The organism is Pseudomonas sp. FH4 (genome assembly GCF_000510915.2).
GTDB lineage: Bacteria > Pseudomonadota > Gammaproteobacteria > Pseudomonadales > Pseudomonadaceae > Aquipseudomonas > Aquipseudomonas brenneri.
The window spans coordinates 280,318-299,865 of record NZ_AOHN01000021.1 but is presented as its reverse complement, the minus strand read 5'-3'; the positions used below and the strand labels follow the sequence as shown (position 1 = coordinate 299,865).

General features: G+C 59.4%; 16 protein-coding genes, 1 tRNA gene and 2 pseudogenes. 9 read left to right on the top strand and 10 right to left on the bottom strand.

Annotation, left to right across the window (positions count from 1 at the left end; genetic code table 11):
* Window positions 1–63: 63 nt before the first annotated feature.
* The 9 genes and pseudogenes from H097_RS17965 to H097_RS29035 all read right to left on the bottom strand — a co-directional run bounded on the left by H097_RS17965 (window position 64) and on the right by H097_RS29035 (window position 9,222).
* A complete protein-coding gene (locus H097_RS17965; protein ID WP_032861434.1) occupies window positions 64–1,461 on the bottom strand; it encodes a sigma-54-dependent Fis family transcriptional regulator in 1,398 nt (465 codons plus the stop codon).
* Window positions 1,462–1,505: 44 nt separating this feature from the next.
* Window positions 1,506–1,592 (bottom strand): annotated as a pseudogene (locus tag H097_RS28835) (outer membrane lipoprotein carrier protein LolA); the annotation flags it as partial.
* 8 nt (window positions 1,593–1,600) lie between these two features.
* The gene (locus H097_RS17960) at window positions 1,601–3,178 is read right to left on the bottom strand and encodes an ABC transporter ATP-binding protein (protein ID WP_032861433.1); all 1,578 of its coding nucleotides are present in this window, start codon (window positions 3,176–3,178) and stop codon (window positions 1,601–1,603) included.
* A 10-nt stretch (window positions 3,179–3,188) separates the two neighbouring features.
* A complete protein-coding gene (locus H097_RS17955) occupies window positions 3,189–4,211 on the bottom strand; it encodes an ABC transporter permease (protein WP_032861432.1) in 1,023 nt (340 codons plus the stop codon).
* Window positions 4,211–5,272, bottom strand: a complete 1,062-nt coding sequence (locus H097_RS17950; protein WP_032861431.1) for a microcin C ABC transporter permease YejB — start codon at window positions 5,270–5,272, stop codon at window positions 4,211–4,213. Before H097_RS17950 ends, H097_RS17955 begins: the two co-directional genes overlap by 1 nt.
* A complete protein-coding gene (locus tag H097_RS17945; protein ID WP_032861430.1) occupies window positions 5,272–7,131 on the bottom strand; it encodes an extracellular solute-binding protein in 1,860 nt (619 codons plus the stop codon). Before H097_RS17945 ends, H097_RS17950 begins: the two co-directional genes overlap by 1 nt.
* 135 nt (window positions 7,132–7,266) lie before the next feature.
* Complete coding sequence (locus H097_RS17940; protein ID WP_032861429.1) at window positions 7,267–7,548, bottom strand: peptidylprolyl isomerase; 282 nt, start codon at window positions 7,546–7,548, stop codon at window positions 7,267–7,269.
* Window positions 7,549–7,677: 129 nt separating this feature from the next.
* Complete coding sequence (locus H097_RS17935; protein ID WP_032861428.1) at window positions 7,678–8,748, bottom strand: 3-deoxy-7-phosphoheptulonate synthase; 1,071 nt, start codon at window positions 8,746–8,748, stop codon at window positions 7,678–7,680.
* 339 nt (window positions 8,749–9,087) lie between these two features.
* Complete coding sequence (locus H097_RS29035) at window positions 9,088–9,222, bottom strand: hypothetical protein (RefSeq protein ID WP_262975311.1); 135 nt, start codon at window positions 9,220–9,222, stop codon at window positions 9,088–9,090.
* 147 nt (window positions 9,223–9,369) lie between these two features.
* Here H097_RS29035 and H097_RS17930 point away from each other — a divergent pair, with 147 nt between their 5' ends.
* From H097_RS17930 to H097_RS17895, 7 genes and pseudogenes are all read left to right on the top strand, one after another.
* On the top strand, window positions 9,370–10,119 hold the full coding sequence (locus H097_RS17930) for a carbon-nitrogen hydrolase family protein (RefSeq protein ID WP_032861427.1): 750 nt from the start codon (window positions 9,370–9,372) through the stop codon (window positions 10,117–10,119).
* 19 nt (window positions 10,120–10,138) lie between these two features.
* Window positions 10,139–10,579: a GNAT family N-acetyltransferase gene (locus H097_RS17925; RefSeq protein ID WP_032861426.1), complete on the top strand. Its 441-nt coding sequence runs from the start codon at window positions 10,139–10,141 to the stop codon at window positions 10,577–10,579.
* Window positions 10,580–10,798: 219 nt separating this feature from the next.
* Window positions 10,799–11,440: a UvrY/SirA/GacA family response regulator transcription factor gene (uvrY, locus tag H097_RS17920; RefSeq protein WP_029293774.1), complete on the top strand. Its 642-nt coding sequence runs from the start codon at window positions 10,799–10,801 to the stop codon at window positions 11,438–11,440.
* A gap of 16 nt (window positions 11,441–11,456) precedes the next feature.
* Complete coding sequence (gene uvrC / locus H097_RS17915; RefSeq protein ID WP_032861471.1) at window positions 11,457–13,280, top strand: excinuclease ABC subunit UvrC; 1,824 nt, start codon at window positions 11,457–11,459, stop codon at window positions 13,278–13,280.
* Between the two features lie 32 nt (window positions 13,281–13,312).
* On the top strand, window positions 13,313–13,873 hold the full coding sequence (pgsA, locus tag H097_RS17910; protein WP_029293776.1) for a CDP-diacylglycerol--glycerol-3-phosphate 3-phosphatidyltransferase: 561 nt from the start codon (window positions 13,313–13,315) through the stop codon (window positions 13,871–13,873).
* A gap of 63 nt (window positions 13,874–13,936) precedes the next feature.
* Window positions 13,937–14,012, top strand: a tRNA-Gly gene (locus H097_RS17905).
* 735 nt (window positions 14,013–14,747) lie between these two features.
* Window positions 14,748–14,978, top strand: a pseudogene (locus H097_RS17895) (type VI secretion IcmF C-terminal domain-containing protein); the annotation flags it as partial.
* A gap of 279 nt (window positions 14,979–15,257) precedes the next feature.
* Here H097_RS17895 and H097_RS28830 read toward each other — a convergent pair.
* A complete protein-coding gene (locus H097_RS28830) occupies window positions 15,258–15,815 on the bottom strand; it encodes a hypothetical protein (RefSeq protein ID WP_229752267.1) in 558 nt (185 codons plus the stop codon).
* A 1,055-nt stretch (window positions 15,816–16,870) separates the two neighbouring features.
* On the opposite strand from H097_RS28830, the gene H097_RS28825 reads away from it, so the two are divergent.
* Together H097_RS28825 and H097_RS17880 are read left to right on the top strand one after the other, a co-directional pair.
* Complete coding sequence (locus tag H097_RS28825; protein WP_032861423.1) at window positions 16,871–17,116, top strand: hypothetical protein; 246 nt, start codon at window positions 16,871–16,873, stop codon at window positions 17,114–17,116.
* Window positions 17,117–17,118: 2 nt separating this feature from the next.
* Complete coding sequence (locus H097_RS17880; RefSeq protein ID WP_229752268.1) at window positions 17,119–19,296, top strand: TolC family protein; 2,178 nt, start codon at window positions 17,119–17,121, stop codon at window positions 19,294–19,296.
* Window positions 19,297–19,548 lie beyond the last annotated feature (252 nt).

Below are 19,548 nucleotides of genomic sequence, written 5' to 3'. Positions count from 1 at the left end.
CGAGCAAGCCCGCTCCCACATTTAGAGTGTCTTTGTTTTGAGAGTTAAGTCTCTTTATTGAGACTATTCGATGCCCAGCGCCACCATCTTCTTGTACAGCGTCGACCGCCCCAGCCCCAACCGCTTGGCCGCCTCGATCACATTGCCGCCGCATTGGCTCAACGCCGCACCAATCAACTGCCGGTCAAACCGCTCCCGCGCCACGCTGAAGGTTTCGACGTCAACCGGTGCCACGGCATCGCGTTCCACCGGGCTGAACGTACCAATCGCCGCACGAATTTCCCGCTCATCCAGTATCAGGTCATCACTGAGCAAGGCGGCCCGCTCCAGCACGTTGCGCAATTCGCGGATGTTCCCCGGCCAGGCATGCTGGGCCAGCAGCGCCAGGGCTTCGCGGTCCAGTTCATGCTGGCTGCGCAGTTCTTCAAGGATCGCTTCACTCAACGCCGGAATATCATCCAGGCGTTCGCGCAACGGTGGCACCTGGATCGGCAACACGTTGAGGCGGTAATACAAGTCGGCGCGAAACTCGCCGCGCTTGATCGCCGCTTCCAGGTCGGTGGACGTCGCGGCGATTATCCGCACGTCGCTGTGGATCATCTCGTTGGAGCCCACCGGCTCAAACTCTTTCTCCTGCAACACCCGCAGCAACTTGCTTTGCAGGGGCAGTGGCATGTCACCGATTTCATCGAGAAACAGTGTCCCGCCCTGGGCGATCTGCAATTTGCCGGGGCGGCCCTTGCGGTCGGCGCCGGTGAATGCGCCGGGCGCGGTGCCGAAAAATTCGGCTTCCAAAAGGTCGTGGGGAATGGCCGCGCTGTTGATGCTGACAAAGGCTTTGTTGGCGCGTGGGGAGGCGCCGTGGATGGCCTGGGCCAGCAGCTCCTTGCCGGTGCCGGTCTCGCCCAGCAGCAACACCGGTGACTCGGCACTCGCACTGCGCCGCGCCCGGCGCTTGACTTCCAGGCTGGCGGCGCTGGTGCCGATAAAGTGTGCGAAGTTGTATTTGCTCTGGCGTGAGCGCAGCAGCGAGCGGGTCGAGGCCAACTCCTGTTGCATGCTCAGGTAGCGTTCGATCATCGGCGAAAGGTTGCGCAGTTCATCGAACAGGGCAAAGCCGATGGCGCCGATCACCTTGCCGGCATCGTCGTGGATCGGCAGGCGCATCACCACCAGTGGGCCTTTGGGCGTGTCCTGGATATCCAGGAGGATCGGCTGGTCAGTGCGCACCACCTGGCGCAACAGGCTGTTGGAAATGACCTGCTCGCACGGCTGGCCGATGGCCTGGTCGGCGCTTTTCAGGCCGAAACGCTTGGCGTAGCGCTCGTTCATCCACACGATATTGGCATCGCGGTCGACAATCACCGTGCCTTCACTGGACTGCTCGATAATCTCGAACAGGGACTGGATCGCCAGGCCGCGAACGTGCTGGTAGTCCTTGAGGCTTTCGGTGGTGTTCATGCAGGCGCCGCCAATACAAAGGTTATTAGGATCACACCGCCCCTTGTAGGAGCGAGCTTGCTCGCGAAAAACCTGAGGCCCCCTCGGGGTGGCAGGCTTTTCGCGTTATCGTTAACGATCTTCGCGAGCAAGCTCGCTCCTACAAGGGCAGTTGTGTGGCTGCGAGCAGCTCCTGGGTGTAGGGGTGTTGCGGTGAGTCGAACAGTTCCTGGCTCGGGCCGCGCTCGACCACCTGGCCATCCTTGATCACGATCATATCGTGGGCCATGGCGCGCACCACGGCCAGGTCATGGCTGATGAACAGGTAGGTCAGGCCATACTTTTCCTGCAGTTCGCGCAGCAGCGTCACCACTTGTTTTTGTACGGTGCGGTCCAGCGCCGAGGTCGGTTCGTCCAGCAGCATCAGCGCCGGGCGCAGCACCAGCGCGCGGGCGATGGCGATGCGTTGGCGCTGGCCACCGGAGAACTCATGGGGGTAGCGATGGCGGCTGGCCGGATCGAGGCCGACGTCTTCGAGCACCTTGATCACTTGCGCGTCACGTTCCTTGAGGCTGCACGGCGCATGCACTTCCAGGCCTTCGCTGATGATCTGTTGCACCGACATGCGTGGGCTGAGGCTGCCGAATGGGTCCTGGAACACCACCTGCATCTGTTTGCGCCAAGGGCGCATCTGCTTCTGGTTGAGGCTGTCGAGAGCTTCACCCTGGAAGCGGATGCTGCCGCTGGAGTCGAGCAAGCGCAGGATCGCCTGGCCCAGGGTCGACTTGCCGGAGCCGGACTCGCCGACGATCCCCAAGGTCTTGCCCCGTTGCAGGTCCAGGCTGATGCCGTCCACCGCCTGCAGGTACTGCTTGGGGCGAAACAGCCCGCCCCCGATGGGGAATCGCACACTCAAGCCGTCGACCTGCAAGACGTTTTCGCGCGTGTCCTGGCACAGTGCCGTGCCGACCGGTTCGGCGTCCAGCAGCAGGCGGCTGTAGGGGTGTTGCGGGGCATTGAACAGGGCTTGGCAGTCGGCCTGCTCGACAATTTCCCCGGCCTGCATCACGCACACGCGCTGGGCAATACTGCGCACCAGGTTGAGGTCGTGGCTGATCAGCAACAGCGACATGCCCAGGCGCTGCTGCAAGGATTTGAGCAGCAGCAGGATCTTGCGCTGCACGGTGACGTCCAGCGCGGTGGTCGGTTCGTCGGCGATCAGCAGTTCCGGCTCGCAGGCCAGGGCCATTGCAATCATCACCCGTTGGCGTTGGCCGCCCGACAACTGATGGGGGTAGGACTTGAGGCGCTCCCGGGGCTTTTGGATGCCCACCAGCTCCAGCAGTTCAAGGATGCGGGCCTGGGCCGCCTTGCCGCCGAGCCCCTTGTGCAGCAGCAGGGTTTCGCCGATCTGCTTTTCGATGCTGTGCAAGGGGTTGAGGGAGGTCATCGGCTCCTGGAAGATCATCGCAATCCGGTTGCCGCGCAGTTTTTGCAGGGCGTTGGGCCCGGCACCGATCAGTTCCTGGCCGCGATAACGCACCGAGCCTGTGGTCGTGGTGCCGGCCTGGGGCAGCAGTTGCAGGATCGAATGGGCAGTCACCGACTTGCCGGAGCCAGACTCACCCACCAGCGCCAGGCACTCGCCGGGGCGAACATCCAGGGACAGGTTGCGCACCACGGTCTGGCCGCTGAAGGCGACGCACAGGTCGCGGATCTCGATCAGGTTGTCGCTCATACGGATTCACTCATGAACGTGGGTCGAAGGCATCGCGCAACGCCTCGCCGATAAATACCAGCAGCGACAGAATCAGTGCCAGGGTGAAAAATGCGGTCAATCCCAGCCATGGCGCTTGCAGGTTCTGCTTGCCCTGGGCGATCAATTCACCGAGGGACGCGCTGCCTGCGGGCATGCCGAAGCCGAGGAAATCCAGGGCGCTGAGGGTGGAAATCGCCCCGGTCAGGATAAAGGGCAGGTAGCTCAAGGTGGCGGTCATCGCGTTCGGCAGGATATGCCGGCGGATGATCTTGCCGTCACCCAGGCCCAGGGCGCGTGCGGCTTTCACGTATTCCAGGTTACGCCCGCGCAGGAACTCGGCGCGCACCACATCCACCAGGGCCAGCCAGGAAAACAGCGCCATGATCCCCAGCAGCCACCAGAAGTTGGGCTCGACAAACCCCGAGAGGATGATCAGCAAGTACAGGACTGGCAGCCCCGACCAGACTTCCAGGATGCGCTGGCCGAGCAGGTCGACCCAGCCGCCGTAATAGCCTTGCAAGGCGCCGGCGGCAATGCCGATGGTGGCGCTGATGACGGTCAGGGCCAGGGCGAACAGGATCGACACCCGAGCGCCGAAGATCACCCGCGCCAGCACATCCCGGGACTGATCGTCGGTGCCCAGCCAGTTCACCGCTGAAGGCGGGCTGGGGGCAGGGCGGGTCAACTCGTAGTTGGGCGTGTCGTCGCTGAACGGGATTGGCGGGAACAGCATCCAGCCGCCGTCCTTCTTGATCAGTTGCTGCACATAGTCGCTGCGATAGTCGGCCTGGAACGGCAACTGGCCGCCGAACTGTTGTTCGGTGTAGCGCTTGAACACCGGGAAGTACAGTTCGTCCTGGTAACTGAGTACCAGCGGCTTGTCGTTGGCGATCAACTCGCCGCCCAGGGTCAGGATGAAGAGGCCGATAAACAGCCACAGCGACCACCAGCCCCGGCGGTTTTGCTTGAAACGTTCGAAGCGCCTGCGGGCTACGGGGGACAGATTGAGCATCAGGCGTTCCTCGCGGCGAAGTCGATACGCGGGTCTACCAGGGTGTAGCAGAGGTCGCCGATCAGTTTTATCAAGAGGCCGAACAGGGTGAAGATAAACAGCGAGCCGAAGACCACTGGATAGTCCCGCGACACGGCGGCCTCGTAACTCATGCGGCCGAGGCCGTCGAGGGAGAAAATCACCTCGATCAGCAGGGAGCCGGCAAAAAACACACTGATAAACGCCTGGGGGATTCCGGAAATCACCAGCAGCATGGCGTTGCGAAATACATGGCCGTAGAGCACGCGCCGTTCGCTCAGGCCCTTGGCGCGCGCCGTAACCACGTACTGGCGCGTGATTTCATTGAGGAACGAGTTTTTGGTGAGAATGGTCAAGGTGGCGAACCCGCCGATCACCAGGGAGGTGACGGGCAGCACCAGGTGCCAGAAGTAATCGGCGATCTTGCCGACGGTGCTCAGTTGCTCGAAGTTCTCCGACACCAGGCCGCGCACCGGGAACCAGTTCAGCGTGGTGCCGCCGGCGAAGACCACGATCAGGAACATCGCAAACAGGAACGCCGGCATGGCGTAGCCGATGACGATGGCGGTGCTGCTCCAAACATCAAAACTGCTGCCATGGCGCACCGCCTTGCGAATCCCCAGGGGGATCGACACGAGGTAGGTGATCAGCGTTGCCCAGAGGCCGAGGGAAAGGGTCACCGGCAGTTTTTCCAGGATCAGGTCGGTCACCGTCGCGCCGCGAAAGAAGCTGTTGCCGAAATCCAGTTGGGCATAGCTCTTGAGCATCAGCCACAGGCGTTCATGGGCTGGCTTGTCGAAGCCGTATTGTTTTTCGATATCCTTGATCAGTTTCGGGTCAAGGCCGCGGCTGGCCCGCGAGCCGCTGCTGACCCCGTCGCCGGACGCGCCACCGACGCTTGCGCCGCCGATGCCTTGCAGATGGGCGATGGCCTGTTCCACCGGCCCGCCGGGCGCGGCCTGGACGATGACGAAGTTGACCAGCAGGATAATCACCAGCGTCGGAATGATCAGCAGCAGGCGCCGCACGATATAGGCAAACATCAGTGCGTACCTCGGGTCTTGTCCAGCTCGGCTTTCATCTGTTCATTGGTCAAGGGTGTCGGGCTGACTTCCCACCATGACTCCAGCGCTTCGTCGTTGCTGGCCGCGATGGCCGGGCGTCCGAAGCGGTTCCACCAGGCGGCCGAGGTCCCGGGCGGGTAGTAATTGGGGATCCAGTAGTAGTTCCATTGCAGCACCCGGTCCAGGGCATGGGCGTAGCTGAGCATCTGCGCCTGGGTGGTGGCGCGCACCAGGCCGGTGATCAGGGTGTCGACCGCCGGGTTCTGCAAGACGAAGTAGTTGTTGGCACCTCGGTCGAACGCGGCGGCTGAGCCAAAGTAGTTGTACAGCTCAAGACCTGGCGAGGTGGTGACGGGAAAGCCGCTGACGATCATGTCGTAGTCGCGGCTCATCAGCCGGTTGACGTACTGCGAGGAGTCGATGCGCCGGATGTTCAGGGTGATGCCGATCTGCGCCAGGTTGCGCTTATAAGGCAATAGCAGGCGTTCAAGGCCGTTTTGCACATTGAGGAAAGTGAACTCCAGCGGCTCGCCGGCGGCATTCACCAGCTTGTCGCCCTTGGGCGTCCAGCCTGCTTCTTCCAGCAGGGCCAGGGCTTGCAACTGCTTGTCGCGGATCATCCCGCTACCGTCGGTGGTTGGCGCCTTGAACACCTGGGTGAAGACTTCGTCGGGGATTTGCCCGCGCAAGGGTTCGAGAATCGCCAGTTCCTGGGCGTCGGGCAGTTGAGTGGCAGCCAGCGGGCTGTTGGAAAAGTAGCTTTGCTGGCGGATGTACAGGTTGCGCATCATCTGCCGGTTGGCCCACTCGAAATCCCAGAGCATGGCCAGGGCCTGGCGTACGCGGCGGTCCTGGAACATCGGTTTTTGCAGGTTGAACACGTAGCCTTGGGACGATTGCGGCGCGTCCTTGGCCAGGTGCGCGCGTTGCAGGCGGCCATCATCCAGGGCCGGGCCGTTGTAGCCGATGGAGTAGCCGGTGGCGGAAAATTCACGGTTGAAGTCGTAGGCGCCGCCTCGCAGGACCTGGCGGGCGACTTCGGTATCGCCGAAGTACTCCAGGCTCAGGCGGTCGAAGTTGTACAGGCCGCGGTTGACGGGCAAGTCCTTGCCCCACCAGTCGGGGTCGCGCTGGAAGGTGATGGTGCTGCCGGAGTTGATCTTGCTGACCTTGTACGGGCCACTGCCCAGAGGGGCTTCATAACCACCGCCGTTGGCAAAGTCGCGACTTTTCCACCAATGCTCGGGAAACACCGGCAGGGTTGCGACATCCAGGGGCAGGGTACGGTTTTCATTGTTGGAAAAGTCAAAACGCACTTGCAGGGGACCTTCCACTTCGACGTGCTTGACGTCGGCGAATAGCGTGCGAAAGCGCAGGCTGCCCTGGGTCATCAGCAGGTTGAAACTGTAGCGTACGTCTTCGGCGGTGATGGGCTTGCCGTCGGCAAACCGCGCCTTGGGGTTGAGGAAAAACCGCAGGAACAAGCCGTCCTCGGCGCGCTCCATCTTTTGCGCTACCAGGCCGTAGACCGTATAGGGCTCATCCAGCGAGCGGTAGGCCAGGGGCGAGTACACCCAACCGTCCACTTGGCTGACGCCGATGCCTTTGTCGATATAGGGCAGCACATGGTCAAAACGACCGACCTCAAGGGCCGAACGCTTCAGGCTGCCGCCCTTGGGCGCCTCGGGGTTTACATAATCGAAGTGGCTGAAGCCGGCAGGGTACTTGGCGGGTTCGCCGTAGACGGTCAGTGCGTGTTGAGGGGCCGCGAGCGATGCCGTGCTCGCCAGCAGCAGGGCCAGGGTAGAGCCAACTAACGTGAGGAAGTCCAGTCGCATTATCAGCCTTGAGCGCCGGGTGAAGAAGGAAGGGGACTTGTACCCTAACCGCGCGCGGGTCGCCAGTCACCCCGCCGGGGCACAAACACAACGGCCCACCAAAAGGCGGGCCGTTGTGGTTTGCTAAGACGCTGATCAGTCCTGGCGGCTGGTCACTTCCAGCAGGTGGTAACCGAACTGGGTTTTCACCGGACCTTGCACGGTGTTGACCGGGGCGCTGAATACGACAGTGTCGAATTCCTTGACCATCTGGCCTGGGCCGAACGAACCCAGGTTGCCGCCATCACGGCTCGATGGGCAGCTGGAGTTGGCTTTGGCGATTTCTGCGAAATCAGCGCCGCCTTCGATCTGGGCTTTGAGTTCGTTGCACTTGTCTTCGGTGGCAACCAGGATGTGGCGGGCGGTGGCTTTGGCCATGGTGGGTAACTCCTTGAATAAAAAAGGTGAGCCTACCGGATTCAGGCGGTTATTTCCCGGCAAAGTTCCACTGATTTGCGTCGGTACCTGATGTAAAGCCATCGCCGGCTTGCCGGCGATAGCGGTAGCTCAGGCGTGGTCGCGCAGGCGTTGTGCCGCTTCACGCAACAACTGCTCGGTGCCGTCCCAACCCAGGCAACCGTCGGTCACCGAAACCCCGTAGCGCATCGACGGGCTGAGCGGCTGGCAGCCTTCGAACAGATGACTTTCCAGCATCATGCCGATCAGCGAGGTGTCGCCTTGCAGGCGTTGCTCCAGCACATCATTGAAGACTGCAGGCTGGCGCATTGGGTCTTTGCCGCTGTTGGCATGGCTGCAATCGACCATGATCCGCGTGGCCACTTTGCTTTTGGCCAGGTCGGTCTTGACCTGGGCCACGCTCTGGCGGTCGTAGTTCGGACCACGGTGGCCGCCACGCAACACCAGGTGGGTGTCCGCGTTGCCTGGGGTCTGGATGATCGCCGGATGCCCCTGGCTGTCGACGCCGAAGTGGCGGTGCGGGTGGGCTGCGGAGCGCATGGCGTCGCAGGCGATGGCCACGCCGCCATCGGTGCCGTTCTTGAAGCCGACAGGCATGCCCAGGCCGCTGGCCATTTCCCGATGGATCTGCGATTCGGTGGTGCGCGCGCCGATGGCGACCCAACTGAGCACGTCTTCGAAGTAACCGGCGGCCATCGGTTGCAGCAGCTCGGTGGCGACCGGCAAGCCCAGGCGCAGCATTTCGCGCATCAATTCCCGGGACAGGCTGAGGCCGGCGGCCATGTCATCGCTGCCATCCAGGTGCGGGTCGTAGGCCAGGCCTTTCCAGCCAATGGTGGTGCGCGGTTTTTCGACGTAGGCGCGGATCACCAGCAACATCTGGTCACTGACGTCATTGGCCAGTTTCTTCAGATTGCGCGCGTATTCCATGGCGGATTCAGGATCATGGATCGAGCAGGGTCCGACGATGACCAGCAATCGGCTGTCTTCGCCATTGAGGATTGCACGGATAGCCTGGCGATGAGCATTGACTTGCTCGGTCAGGAACGGGCTCAGGGGCAACTGGTGCTTGAGCTCAAGGGCGCTGGGCAAGCGCTGGGTCAGCGCTTCATTGGCGCTGGACAGGGTGGTGACGGGCAGGGCGGCGATGGAGGAGTTCATATTTTCGGCTTCCTGGGCAAGCGGCGGGCTGTTCCCGCACGCTCTGCCCTACTGGGGTGTTCGACAATTGGCCGTATTGGCTGCGTGTGTTGGCTTGCCACCAATAGGTGACCGATCGGAGGCGGCAGGCTGTCCCGAACGGAGCTTGCTAAATCGCCAGGCGGTGCAGGTGTCGTAACGGTAATAAGTGGTGTAGTTCATGGTGTGATTCCCTTTAAGTTCGGTGTGTAGCAAAAAATGTTCAGGGCTGAAAAAACAAAACCCCCGGTCGGGGAGCCGACCGGGGGTTAGATTTCTCTGGCAGGCGACCCCTTGAGTAGTGGGCGCCGATTTCAGGTATCAGGCGCGCCAGTGGCTAAACCAATACCCAAAATAAAAGCTGACCAGTGCGCTCAAACCGTTCACGCGGGTAGCCACGACCGAACGCTGTGCGTTGGCAGTAGGGCGAGCCTGGGTGAGGGTGAGTTGCAACATGGTGTTTCTCCAAATGATGGGGTGGAGCTTAACTGAGGCACGCTGCTGGATTCAATCAGTAATTTCTATCGCGATGAGTGACTTAGCGCTATGACGCAAGTCCCGATATGCTGGATGGATACTCACACCCATTGCCAGGACGCGACCATGACCACCTTGACCCTTGCCAGTGCCCAAACCTGCTCCATCGCTGGCGACCTGGCAGCGAATATCGAGCGCCACCTGGCATTTATGGTCGCTGCTGCCGAGCACGACGTGCAATTGCTGGTGTTCCCGGAACTGTCCTTGACCGGCTATGAACCTTTCCTGGCAATGGAGTTGGCGATCGCGCCGAACGACGCGGTACTGACGCCGCTGCGGGAAATGGCGCGTGAGCTGAACATGACGGCGGTGGTCGGCATGCCCATTCGCTTGCCGTCGAGCACTGGGGTGCTGATTGGGGCGTTGGTACTGGCCGCCGATGGCTCGTTGGCGGTGTACAGCAAACAACATCTGCACTCCGGTGAAGAACTGGCATTTATGCCGGGACAGGGTGGCGAGGCGTTGGTATGGGGTGATGACCGGATCGCCCTGGCGGTTTGCGCTGACTTTTCCCACGCCAGCCATCCGCGTGATGCGGCGGCGCTCGGGGCCACAGTCTATGCGGCAGGCGTTTTGATCAGCGACGGTGGTTACGCTGCCGATAGTGCGTTGCTCCAGGGCTATGCTGGCGAACACTCGATGGTGGTGCTGATGGCCAACCATGGCGGGCCGTCCGGTGGCTGGGTATGTGCCGGGCGTAGCGCGATCTGGGGCGCCGACGGCGCATTGATTGCGGCTGCGTCAGGTGTCGGCGATGCCCTGGTCATCGCGCGCAGGGAGGCAGGCAATTGGAGTGGCTGGTCAGTCGCGCTGTGATGCCATGGAGCACACTGTTATGGCATTCACGCTCAGGGCTGCATCGGATCAACACCTGGCCTTTGCGCGCAGCCTGACGCATCAGGCGATGGATCACTACTATCGACAGTACGATCTGACGTGGTCCGACAAAGGCTTCGATACCGCCTGGGCCGGGCGGGAGAACTGGTTGATCTGCCAGGGCGACAGGTTGCTGGGGTTTGTGAGCCTGAGCCGGGATGATCATGCGTTGTACATTCGCGAACTGCACATTCTTGATGCTTTGCGCTGCCAGGGCGCGGGCAGTTGGGTGTTGGAGCAGATGATTGCCAAGGCGAGGGCGGAAAGCCGGGGTTACTTGCGGTTGACCGTATTCAAGACCAATCCGGCAAAAAGACTCTATCAGCGCAAGGGCCTGAGTATTGTCGCTGAGGAGGGTTGTTTCTGGCGTATGGAGTCTGGCTGGCTGTCCGCAGGCTGAGCAGCACCTTGGCAGAGTATTCCTCTGTGGTGCCTGGAAAAACCCGGCCGGTCCTCAAGGAATCCTGACCTTTTACCCAGGAAACAACCCCGCTTGTCGCTCGGCAGGCGGTCGTAGCGTATTGAAACTCTATATATATGACGCGTTCAGCTAGGTCTGTGCCTTGGTTTTTTGCTAAGGTGTTCAGCAACCTATAAGACCATTTCGCGAGGTGTCTGCTTGATTAGGGTGCTAGTAGTCGATGACCATGATCTCGTTCGTACAGGCATTACACGAATGCTGGCTGACATCGATGGCCTGCAAGTAGTCGGCCAGGCCGAGTCGGGAGAGGAATCCCTGATCAAGGCGCGCGAGTTGAAACCCGATGTGGTTTTGATGGACGTCAAGATGCCGGGGATTGGTGGTCTTGGCGCTACCTGCAAGTTGTTGCGCAGTCATCCGGATATCAAGGTCGTCGTGGTCACTGTCTGTGAAGAAGACCCTTTTCCTACCAGGCTTCTGCAGGCCGGCGCGGCCGGTTATCTGACCAAGGGCGCGGGGCTCGCGGAAATGGTCCAGGCCATCCGCCTGGTATTCGCCGGCCAACGCTATATCAGCCCACAGATTGCCCAGCAACTGGCGATCAAGTCGTTTCAGCCTGTCAGCGACTCACCATTTGATGCCTTGTCCGAGCGCGAGATTCAGATCGCCTTGATGATTGTGGGCTGCCAGAAGGTCCAGTCGATTTCCGACAAGCTCTGCCTGTCGCCGAAAACCGTGAACACCTACCGTTATCGAATTTTCGAGAAGCTATCCATCAGCAGTGATGTTGAACTGACCTTGCTGGCGGTTCGCCACGGCATGGTGGACGCCAGCGCCTGAAATGCAAGCCACTGAAATAACAGCCGCGTTTGATCCGAGTGCATTTCTTGCAACCTGCAGTGGTCGGCCCGGCGTGTATCGCATGTTCGACAGCGAGGCGCGCCTGCTGTATGTCGGCAAGGCCAAGAACCTCAAGAAACGCCTGGCCAGCTATTTTCGCAAGACCGGCCTGGCGCCGAAGACCGCCGCCCTGGTGGGGCGGATCGCCCAGGTCGAAACCACCATCACCGCCAATGAAACCGAGGCGCTGCTGCTTGAGCAGACGCTGATCAAGGAATGGCGGCCGCCCTACAATATTCTGTTGCGTGACGATAAGTCCTACCCGTACGTGTTTCTGTCGGACGGTGACTTTCCGCGCCTGAGCATCCATCGCGGGGCGAAGAAGCAAAAGGGCAAGTATTTTGGTCCATACCCCAGCGCCGGGGCGATCCGCGAGAGCCTGAGCCTGCTGCAAAAGACGTTCTTTGTGCGCCAGTGCGAAGACAGCTTCTACAAGAACCGCACCCGCCCGTGCCTGCAATACCAGATCAAGCGCTGCAAGGCGCCCTGCGTGGGGTTGGTCGAGCCGCAGGAGTATGCCGAGGACGTGCGTCACTCGGTGATGTTCCTGGAAGGGCGCAGCAATGCCCTGGCCGACGAGTTGTCCGGTGCCATGGAGCAGGCGGCCAGTGTCTTGGACTTTGAGCGGGCCGCCGAGCTGCGCGACCAGGTGTCCTTGCTGCGCCGGGTCCAGGACCAGCAAAGCATGGAAGGCGGCACCGGTGACGTGGATGTGATTGCGGCCTTCGTCAATCCTGGCGGCGCCTGTGTGCACTTGATCAGTGTGCGTGGCGGCCGGGTGCTGGGCAGCAAGAACTTCTTTCCGCAGACGGGAATCGAGGAGGAGGTGGCCGATGTCATGGCGGCGTTCCTCGGCCAGTACTACGTCAGCAGCCCCGAGCGCGACCTGCCGTCCGAACTGATCGTCAACGTGGTGCACGAAGACTTCCCTGCGTTGATCGAGGCGATCCACGCACTGCGTGGCCGTGAACTGGACATCAGTCACCGGGTGCGCGGCACGCGTGCGCGCTGGCAGCAGTTGGCGGTGACCAACGCCGAACAGGCCCTGAGTGCGCGCCTGGCCAACCGCCAGCATGTGGCCGCACGTTTTGAAGCGCTGGCTGACGTACTCAAGCTTGACGAGCCGCCGCAACGCCTGGAGTGCTACGACATCAGCCATTCCAGCGGCGAGGCGACCGTGGCGTCTTGTGTGGTCTTCGGTCCGGAAGGGCCGATCAAGTCCGATTATCGACGCTATAACATTGAAGGCGTCACCCCTGGCGACGACTATGCTGCCATGCATCAGGCCCTGACCCGACGCTTCAGCAAACTCAAGGACGGCGAGGGCAAGCTGCCGGATATCCTGCTGGTGGACGGCGGCAAGGGCCAATTGTCCATGGCCCGTGACGTACTCAACGAGTTGGCGGTGCCCGACCTGATCCTGCTCGGCGTTGCCAAGGGCGCGACGCGCAAGGCCGGTTTTGAAACGTTGTACTTGAATGATGCGGCCCATGAGTTCACCTTGAAGGGCGATTCACCGGCGTTGCACCTGATTCAGCAGATTCGCGACGAGGCTCACCGTTTCGCCATTACTGGCCACCGCGCCCGACGTGGCAAAACCCGACGTACCTCAACCCTGGAAGGGGTGGCGGGCGTAGGGCCAAAGCGGCGCCGCGAACTGTTGAAACATTTTGGTGGTTTGCAGGAATTGTCCCGTGCCAGCATTGAAGAAATAGCCAAAGCCCCCGGTATCAGTAAAAAGCTTGCTGAGTTGATTTATGCAAACCTACACAGCGAGTAGAATGCCCTCTCACCTCGTAGCCAGTTGTGCCGATGAATATCCCTAATCTGATCACCGTTCTACGCGTCCTGCTCATTCCGATTTTCATTTTGCTGTTTTACCTGCCCTATGAATGGAGCTACATGGCCTCCAGTTCGGTCTTTGCCTTCGCGGCCGCGACCGACTGGCTGGATGGCTACCTGGCACGACGCCTGGAGCAGAGCACGCCGTTTGGCGCGTTCCTCGACCCTGTGGCCGACAAGCTGATGGTCGCCGTAGCCCTGGTGCTGCTCGTCCAGGAACACGGCAACCTGTGGCTGACCCTGCCAGCTGCCGTGATCATCGGTCGCGAGATCGTCGTCTCGGCCCTGCGTGAATGGATGGCCGAAATCGGCGCACGGGCCCACGTGGCCGTGTCCAACATGGGCAAATGGAAAACCGCCGCGCAGATGCTGGCGCTGGTCATCCTGCTGGCCAACCCGTCGAACTTCACCTTCTGGGTCCTGCTGGGCTACGCCTTGCTGCTGATCGCCGCAGGCCTGACCCTGTGGTCCATGCTGCAATACCTGCGCGCCGCCTGGCCCCATCTGCGTACGACCGTTGAAAAGAAATAAAACTTTTTTGAATCAAGGGGTTGACGTGTGTTCTGGAATCTATAGAATGCACACCACCAAGACGCGGGAATAGCTCAGTTGGTAGAGCACGACCTTGCCAAGGTCGGGGTCGCGAGTTCGAGTCTCGTTTCCCGCTCCAAATATAGATCTGCAGAGATCCACTGGATTCTGAAGATCAACAAAATAGACGCTTCGGCGTCTTTTTTCGTTCTGCTGACATCCATCGAGAGCCACAGGTATCTGGACTAATTTAGTCCAGAATCTAGTCCATAAAAATGGCGGGCTTCGAGATCGGATTGTTGCAGGAGCCCGACGAGTCATTTGCTGAACATCTAGCCCTGAATTCCACCTTCAAGAGGCTAGAAGCATGGCTCTTTCAGATGCTGCCATCCGGCAGGCCAAGCCCGCCGGCAGTTGCTTGTGGGGTCGGCAGGCTCTTGGCAACGTGTCCAACCCAGTCGGTGCTTCATTGTTCGCTGATAGGTACCTGTGTCACTTCCTACTGCTTAGGGTGTTCGGACCGGCTGGTTTCCTTGACCGCAAAGAACAAACAGCGCACCGCTTCACGATCCTGCTCTGACAATAAACGGTAGTAGCGGATCAGTCGCTCTTCCTCTCGATTGAGCTGTCGGGGCCGCAGGGATGTGCCGAGGGCGGTACGCAGTGAGGGAAAAAACGAAGTATTTAGCATGGTCCTAGCTCTTCATGAGATGAATGGAGGCGTGAGCTTCTTGCCCAGAACAACTGAATACATAACGTTTATTGTAGAAATTGGCTCATCATTTTTTGTGACTGTTGGGTTTTTCAGACGGGGCCGTCGGAAGTGCTTGACGAAGGTGTAGGAGCGATCCTGTCAAAAGCTGGATACCTCCCGCCTCAACGTACAGGGTTGGTGTGGCCCAACAGCCTGGGCAGCACCAATGACAGCCAACTGACCCTGGTGCATAGCACCGGCAACACCGCCAGCATGAGCTATCGCGGGCCGTGGTCGTTGTTCCGGCTGCTTAGCCGCGGGCACTTGAATGGAAGAACCGACACCCGCGTGGACCTGACCTTTGCCGTTGCCGATGGGTTGGTGCGCTATCGGATTGGCGCAGAGAAAGCCAATAGCCAATGGCGGTTTCACAATAGGTGACTGCCGAGGACTCGCACCACTCTATATCGGTGACTTTGTGCTGCAATTGCGCGAGGCGGGGCTGGTTCTTGATGATCCCAGCAAGGCTAGGCCGGGCACCTACTATTGGGAGGGCGATGAGATTTGGATGGTGAGGGGCCAAGTGGTTTACCGTTTGGCAGTAGCTCTCGAAAGGGAGGGGGTGTCGAGTGAATGGGAGCGGAATGTTTAGAGCCTTTAGGGCGTAAGAAACACCCTAAAGTTTAATCATTATCGAGCTTGGCGAACCACAAGTTGCGACAGGCGGACTTTGACTCGAAAGCAGAATTCACGAATCTGAAATTGATACCCCGGCATCACCATATCGTTTATATCAGAACTAATTGAATCTTTAACCTGTATGTATTTATTGAGCTTGCTGGCAATGACCTGAAACTCTGCATCGTACTTATCATAAGATGCCTTGTTGTAAAGTTTTATTGTGTCCAGCTCTCTACGGCATTGCTGGACGCGCAGTTGATTTGTGCTTTCTACGGATTCTGATTGAGCGGCCACCGAGGAGGTCGGTTGAGCGTCAGCTTTGAGGTTCACAGATACAGCTTGTCGCGCTGACGGGTTTGCCAGTGTCGCAGGTACGGGGGCATGCGGTGCTTGCTGGAAGGCAGCAGATGCTGGTGTGACGCTAGGTTTTTCTGGGATTTTCGTCGCGCATCCCGAGAGAGCTAGCCCTGCTAATACAACCATGCTGGAGATTTTATTCATCTGCTTCACCAAAGAGTTATTATTGTTGCCTGAGTTGTTACGTGCGGGGTAACGGTAATAACTCATCCAATGATCGAGTGTAAAAGTTTCTAGCCTCAAGGCGCTCAATCTCTCCCCGCGAGTGCGTAGGCTAGAGATACTAGTAAAGAAATAATGAAATGACGAGTAAAAGCTGTCAGAAATGCCACAAAATTTAATGGGCAATCCTGGATGAGGTGCGCTAGTGAGGCGCTGCACCACCCACATTGCTTCTGCTTGTGCGCCAGGCATGGCGCGTTGCGCGCAAGCGCAACCAGTCTCGCTGGTGACTTGGAGGTGAAAGTCCTCTACACACCCGGCAAGGGGGAGTGTTAGCCAGAGGCAAGGGTGTCGCGGGTGACTGCGAATCTGAAGGAAGCCCGAGGCAAACTGCTGGCCTGGCGAACAGGAGTCGGATAGAGGCGGCGCAGCGGGGTAAGAAGGCCAATATCTTCAAAGCCCGCTACTTGCACGGAACGCTGTGACGGGGTACGCATGGTCCCGGCCTGGGTGTAGGCGGGTTTGGGGTTACCTTAAATAGCGCAGAAACTTACTGTAAGACAGAAAATTTTTTTGAAAAAAACCTTAAGTACTTCATGTGGGCAGCACAGTAATCTTTAGTCATCCCAAGGAAGGGATAACTACTGCTTGTGTTAAGTTGACGCCTTATTTTCTCTAGAAGTAAGGTTGTTTTCCCCAGTTGTCCAGGCCCGCCTTGAGCGGGCTTTTTTATGTGCGTCAGAAATGGCGCGTTGCGCGAAAGCGTAACCAGCTTGGCAGTAGTGGTCTCGCTGAGAGTTTTGAGGTGAAAGTCCTCTTGAGGTGCCTGCTCGCCCTGCGTTCCAGTTCGTTATGTGCTTTGGGTCTCTGGCTTTTGGGACAGGTCTCATTTAGCCCATCCCATCATCTTGTCAGAATTATCCTACTGGTTTCCAGCGTCTGTGCTGCCTGGTCGGTGCCGGCCCTGAAACGCCCATTCCATTGTGATCGCCGGTTGGCGGTACGAATTCAGGACTCTTGTGATGACGACTGATGCGCCTGTTGATTCAAGCGTTACGGCTAAGGCTTTGCCTGTGGCTCAAGCGACTAGTCAGGACACCTTGTTGCAAAGCGTATCCTGGATCTGCGACCACTACGGTGTCGGCAAATCCCCGGAAACCCTGACCGCTGGTTTACCCAAGGGGGGGTTGTTGGCGCCTTCGTTGGCCTTGGAGGCACTGTCCGCCGCCAATTCGTCGGCCATTCCGGGGATGGTCGCATCGGTCGAGATCCGTACCGGCGAAAAGACCATTCTGGATTACCTGTTAAAGCCCGTGTTCAACGCACGTGAAGCATTCCGGGAGCGATGAGCATGGACATCAAACATTACCCGCCAACTGAGCTGCGGGCTCCGGATCTGTTTGCGCCGCGTAATCGCCTGCACCTGGCGAGGTCGTTGTTTTTGTGCCTGTCGACCTGTGCTAGCTCCAGCCTGATGGCTGATGAACTGTCAATGTTCATTGCGCTAGCCTCGAAGGCATCGACTCAGTCTGACTTACCGTCGCAGTTCAAACCGACGACAGCGACTTCACCTGTTACACAAGTGCAATCCAGACCGATGGCAGCGGCTACCACCGTCGTGCCTGTACAGTTCAAACCAGCGACAGCGGCTTCATCTGACACGCAAGTGCAATCCAGCTCGCAAGCTGCGATTCCCACTGTCGTACCGGTGCAGTTCAATTCGGTGGCAGTGACGTCACCTGTTACACAAGTGCAATCCAGACCGATGGCAGCGGCTACCACCGTCGTGCCTGTACAGTTCAAACCAGCGACAGCGGCTTCATCTGACACGCAAGTGCAATCCAGCTCGCAAGCTGCGACTCCCACTGTCGTACCGGTGCAGTTCAAATCGGTGGCAGCGACGTCGCAGGTTACACAAGTACAATCCAGGCCGCTTGTAGCGACTACGGCTGTCGCTCCGGTGCAATTCAAACCTGTAGCGGCGGTTACACCTGTCACGCCAGTTGAACTCAAGCCAGTGACAGCCGTCTCCCCCTATCCGTCGCCTGCGACTACGGTTTCACGGCCGTCGAGGCCTGTCACCAATACGCTGCAATTTTCGAAAGAGGCAGAGCCGGCGACGGCTACCTTTGCGCCGGCTCGTCTAAGCGAATCTGCACCGTCCACCAAACAGGCATCGAGTAATGGCGTGAGCGCCTTAAAACCCGTTGTCGCACCTGCTGCAGCTACTGCTGTAAGCGGGGTCTCGGCGTTGGCCTTCAACGGCGTGCCGGCGCGTCTGGCGGGCCGTCAGGGCATCGTGGCGGGGCCTTCGGAGCAAGAGCTCAAAGAAATGTTCTACCGTGCTGTCCAGGCCGCCGCCGAACGCAGCCCCAAGGTACAAAGGGCTCACGCTGAATTGGCGGCAGCGGACTCGGATATTGATGAGGCCAAGGGGCAGCGTTATCCGCAAGTTGACCTGGGCACCCAGGCCGGTTCGAAGCGGTTCGGTTCAGGGGCGCAAGACACTGAAGGCAATAGCACTGGTATTACTCTCAACGTAGTGACGCCGGTATATGACTGGGGACGAATTCGCAATACCATCGACAGCCGTCGCCACCTGTCCGTCGCCGCTACCGCGGCCATTGACGCGGAGCTGGAAAGTTCGGCGTTCGACGTCACCAGCACTATGACGGAGTTGGGCAAGCAACGCATTATCGTTGATCTCAGCCAGCAATATATAGACCGCATGAATGAGCTGGTGAAGATGCTGGCGGGTATCGTGGCTGTGGACAAGGGACGCTCCAGCGAATTGACCCAGGCCAAAGCACGCCTGCTTCAAGCTCAGGCAGCACGAGATTCAGCCAGTACACGGGCCCAGGATGCTGAAATCAACCTGCGCAAGCTGGTCGGTGAACGGCCAATCATGGTTCCCCGAACCAAGGAGTGGAACATTCGCCTTGCGAACCTTGATCATCTCTTGGCGCAGACTGAAAATCACCCCGCTATCAACCAGGCCAAGGCCCAGACCGAATCAGCCGAGCTGCAGGCCAAGGTGGTGCGTTCGTCTTCGTTGCCACAGCTCAATTGGGTCGTCAGCAAGTCCACTGCCGAAGACTCCGTGGGCCGTGAGCAGCCTTGGGAAACTCACTTGGCCGTGACGTGGGGCGCCTTTCGCGGCGGCTCGACACGGGCCTCGGAACGGGCTGCATTACAGCGGGCCGAAGCCAGTCGCCAGGAAGTGGAGCAGCAGCGTCTGGACCTGCAGTATCGGATCCGCACTGCGAACCACGATGCAAGGACCTTTCTGGAACGGGCCGAACTGTACCGCGACCTGACAGTTGAGTCGGATGGTATTCGCTTGGCATTTTACGAACAGTGGTATCACTTGGGTAAGCGTACCTTGCTCGATGTATTGTCGGCTGAAAGCGACCACTACGGTAACCGGGTGAGTGAGGTCACCAATCGCTTTGATGGCTACCTGGCAGTTTTGCGCCAATACGCGGGGGCAGGCACCTTGGGGCAGTGGTTGAGTGGCGCGCAGCATTGAACCATCCGCCTCGAACTCGACGATTCTCCTTTCCGGGTCGGCGGTGACCGAAATGATGCAGCGATTAGGGTTGTTCAGCGTTGCCAATCGTTAATATGCAGCTTTACGTTGCCCTGCATTTCCGAGCTGCGGAAGGTCACTGCATTCAGTGCCGACAAGCGATTTGCTGCCACAAGATTGATCTCGGTCAGGTGATCGCCTAGCCACTGCCTCTACCCTGACGCTTCCCTAAAAGGCCAAGGATGGCTCATG